At 61.9% G+C, this 3,147-nt stretch carries 4 protein-coding genes and 2 pseudogenes; 2 read left to right on the top strand and 4 right to left on the bottom strand.

The features are described from left to right. Positions 1–999 (top strand): MFS transporter (locus EOA86_RS02750; protein ID WP_245497093.1); only part of this gene is annotated, 999 nt, incomplete at its 5' end. A 31-nt stretch (positions 1,000–1,030) separates the two neighbouring features. Next, positions 1,031–1,318 (top strand): metalloregulator ArsR/SmtB family transcription factor, encoded by a 288-nt coding sequence (locus tag EOA86_RS02745; protein ID WP_065011314.1) that lies wholly within the window; start codon positions 1,031–1,033, stop codon positions 1,316–1,318. Between the two features lie 142 nt (positions 1,319–1,460). On the opposite strand, the pseudogene EOA86_RS02740 reads toward EOA86_RS02745, so the two are convergent. From EOA86_RS02740 to EOA86_RS39895, 4 genes and pseudogenes are all read right to left on the bottom strand, one after another. Then, positions 1,461–1,754, bottom strand: a pseudogene (locus tag EOA86_RS02740) (nuclear transport factor 2 family protein); the annotation flags it as partial. Between the two features lie 141 nt (positions 1,755–1,895). After that, positions 1,896–2,504, bottom strand: coding sequence for a glutathione S-transferase family protein (locus EOA86_RS02735; RefSeq protein ID WP_029348745.1), 609 nt, complete (start codon positions 2,502–2,504; stop codon positions 1,896–1,898). A 43-nt stretch (positions 2,505–2,547) separates the two neighbouring features. Beyond that, a complete protein-coding gene (locus tag EOA86_RS02730; protein ID WP_127210644.1) occupies positions 2,548–3,003 on the bottom strand; it encodes an SRPBCC family protein in 456 nt (151 codons plus the stop codon). 10 nt (positions 3,004–3,013) lie between these two features. Further along, a pseudogene (locus tag EOA86_RS39895) lies at positions 3,014–3,147 on the bottom strand (transcriptional regulator); the annotation flags it as partial.

The raw sequence follows: 3,147 nt of genomic DNA, 5'->3' as shown, positions 1-3,147 counted from the left end.
GTCGCAGTGCTCACCGGCCTGATCATCGACGAATATGTCTGGATCCTGCTGCGCGCCTTCAGCGGCTTCACCATGGCCGGCGCCTTCATGGTCATCGAAAGCTGGCTGAACGAGAAGTCCACCAACGAGAACCGCGGCACCGTCTTCGGTCTTTACATGATGGTCACCTACGCCTCGATCATGGGCGGCCAGATGATCGTTGCCGGCGGCGACGTGAAGTCGGCCTCGCTGTTCATGATCACCGGTATCCTGTTCTGCCTATCGCTCATTCCGACCGCGGTGTCGACGGCTTCGCACCCCAAGCCGCTGCAGGACGTCTCGCTCGACGTCAAGGGGCTCTATGTCAATTCGCCGGTGTCGGCGATCGCCTGCGTTTTGATCGGCATCGCCAACGGCGCCTGGGGCACGCTTGGTGCCGTCTATGGCGCCCGTATCGGCATTTCCACGGCCGAGATCGCGCTGATGATGAGCTTGGTGGTCGTCGCCGGCGCAGCCATGCAACTTCCGGCGGGGCGTCTTTCCGACAAGCCCGACCGCCGCTTTGTGCTGGCGGGCCTGGCCTTCGGCGCGGCGCTGTTCGCCCTCGCGGTCTTCCTGTTCGAACCGCGCTCCGGCGTCTTCGTCATCGTCTGCACCGCCGCCTACGGCGCTTTTGCCTATACGCTATATTCGATCGCCGTGGCCCATGCCAACGACCACGCCCGGGCCGAGGATTTCGTCAAAGTGTCGGGCGGCCTGCTGCTGCTCTATGGTTTCGGCACGATGATCGGTCCGCTGCTGGCCGCCGGCCTGATGGGCTGGATGCGGCCGGAAGGCCTGTTCCTTGCGACGGCCTTCGCGCATCTTTGCCTGGCGGGCTATACGCTGCTGCGCATCAGCCGGCGCGCGCCGGTGCCGATCGAAGACCGCGACGCTTTCAAGACGCAACCGGCCGAGCGCTCGATCACGCCGGAAGCATTGCGGCTCGATCCGCGCAGAAAGCCTGAAACCAACGGTTGAGATTTAGAAAACTTTGCCTCACAAATAAGGCATGATGTTTTCCGACGCCTTCATGGCGATTGCCGATCCCAACCGGCGCTATCTTTTGGAAGAGCTCCGGCGCGGCCCGAAGACCGTCAACGAACTGGCCGCCGGGTTGCCGGTCTCGCGTCCGGCTGTTTCGCAGCATCTAAAGGTGCTGCTCGACGCCGGACTGGTCAATGCCAAGCCGGAAGGGACAAGGCGCGTCTATACGGTCAGCAATGCCGGCTTCCTGAAGCTCAACATCTGGCTCGACCAGTTCTGGGATGCAGAGCAGCTTGGCTCGCCAGGAAACTGAGTTGCGCCGTGACGTCTTGGCCGTGGCGCACCAAGCGCGTCGAGCAGCTCGCCTGTGTCATGCTTGCGAGTGCCGAGATCATCGTGGCTGTCGAGAAGGCATCCCTGCTCGGTCCTACCGCCTGGCAAGCCGATGAGCTAGCTCAAGGTTGTTGCGGGACGAAAACGCCGTCCTTGTAGGTAGCGCCGAAATAAACCTCGACGCTGCGCAGCCTACCGTCCTGGAACGAATGCAGTTCGGTGTTGCGGAAGACCTTGCCGTCGAGCGTTTCGCAGCGATAGAGAACGAAAGCATCGTTGCCGTCCTCGCAAATCCTCTCGACGGCGATCGACTTGAAGCTGTTTGGCCAGCAGCGCGCGAAGTAAGTCGCGCGGTCGATGGCGTCGTCGTAAGGGCTGGTGAAGGTGAAATCGTCTGTCAGCACCGCCTCAATGACGCTGCGGTCGCTGGCCTGCTAGGCGGCGAAGTAACTGGGGATCAAGTCCGATCTGCTTTTGACAGGCATGGCGAAAGCTCCTTTGGATTCAGGTGCTGGCGTTGAGCCGCACATCGTCCCATTGAAACAGTGTCGGGCGGCCTAAGCGTTCCAACTTGGACGTTTCTGAACACGGTCGAGCCAATGATGGACATTGACGAGCGCGTCCGGAATGTCTGTTCCGAAGAAAGCGCCAAGCCACGCTGCGACGGCGGCGGTGATATCGGCGACGGAGTACTGGTCACCGGCGATGAACGGACGGCCATCGGCGATCTCGCGGTCGAGCCACGCCCACTTTGCCGGAACGGCTTCTCGCTGCGTTTCGGCGAAAGCCGGGAATTGCACGAGCCGCTCCGCAAACATGGGATCGGAATGCTGGGCAATGCTGCCAATCGTTCCGAAGATCTCGATCTCGGCGCGGCGGTTCCACATTTCGACCTTGCCCTGGCTGACCGCGTCCGAGCCGAACAGTGCCGGCGTCGGATGCAGCGCCTCCAGATAGCGGCAGATGGCGATACTTTCGGTGATCACCGTGCCGTCGTCGAGCACGAGCACGGGAATCTGGCCTAGTGAGTTGAGCTCAAGGAATTGCGGCGCCTTGTGCTCGCCTTTTGTGAGGTCGACATTAACCCGCGGAACATCGATGCCTTTCTCAGCCATGAAGATGCGAACGCGGTAGGAATTCGGACCGATGCCGCAGTAGAGTTTCATACTATCCTCCCAATTCTGCTGGTCGTGGCTCGGGCTGCGGCGCTCACGCGCATTCTACCCGCAGGTTGTCGAGCATCTGGCTCCAGCCGGCCTGATGGTTTTCGGGCTGATCATGGCCATCAAGAAAGGCGCCTTGCTCGGTCATCACCAGCCGGCAGCCTGCGCCTTCTCGACGGAATTCAACCGTCAGCAGGCCGACAAACAATCGCTGGCCGCTGCTGGTCATGCCGCCAGCCGAGACGATGCGTTGGTCGCGCACGATGTCGAGGTAGCGCGTCTCGTTCACATAACTCTCGCCACCCTTGGGTCCGAAACGGCTGAGCGCAATGCCGCCCACCTGGAACTCGAAGCAGTCAATGCTGGTTTCCCACCCCTCGCCGGGCGAGCCCCAGCGCTGCAATGCGGCGGGATCGGACCAGGCGGCGAACACCCGCGCCGGCGAAGCGGCGTAGCTGCGTTCGAGCACTATGGTCGAATGGACGACGGAGCGTTCGCTCATGTTGGCCTCCTCAGTTTCCTTCGGTTTCGTCCTTGGTTTCGGCAAGAAAGGCGCCGAGCCGGTCGAGCCGCTGTTCCCAGTTCAGGCGCCGTTCGTTGATCCAGTGTTCGGCGGTCCTCAGCGCCTTCGGCTCGATCCGGCAGG

Source organism: Mesorhizobium sp. M5C.F.Ca.IN.020.32.2.1 (assembly GCF_004023105.1).
GTDB lineage: Bacteria > Pseudomonadota > Alphaproteobacteria > Rhizobiales > Rhizobiaceae > Mesorhizobium > Mesorhizobium wenxiniae.
The sequence above is the reverse complement of the archived record's forward strand: the minus strand, read 5'-3'. Positions and strand labels throughout refer to the sequence as shown.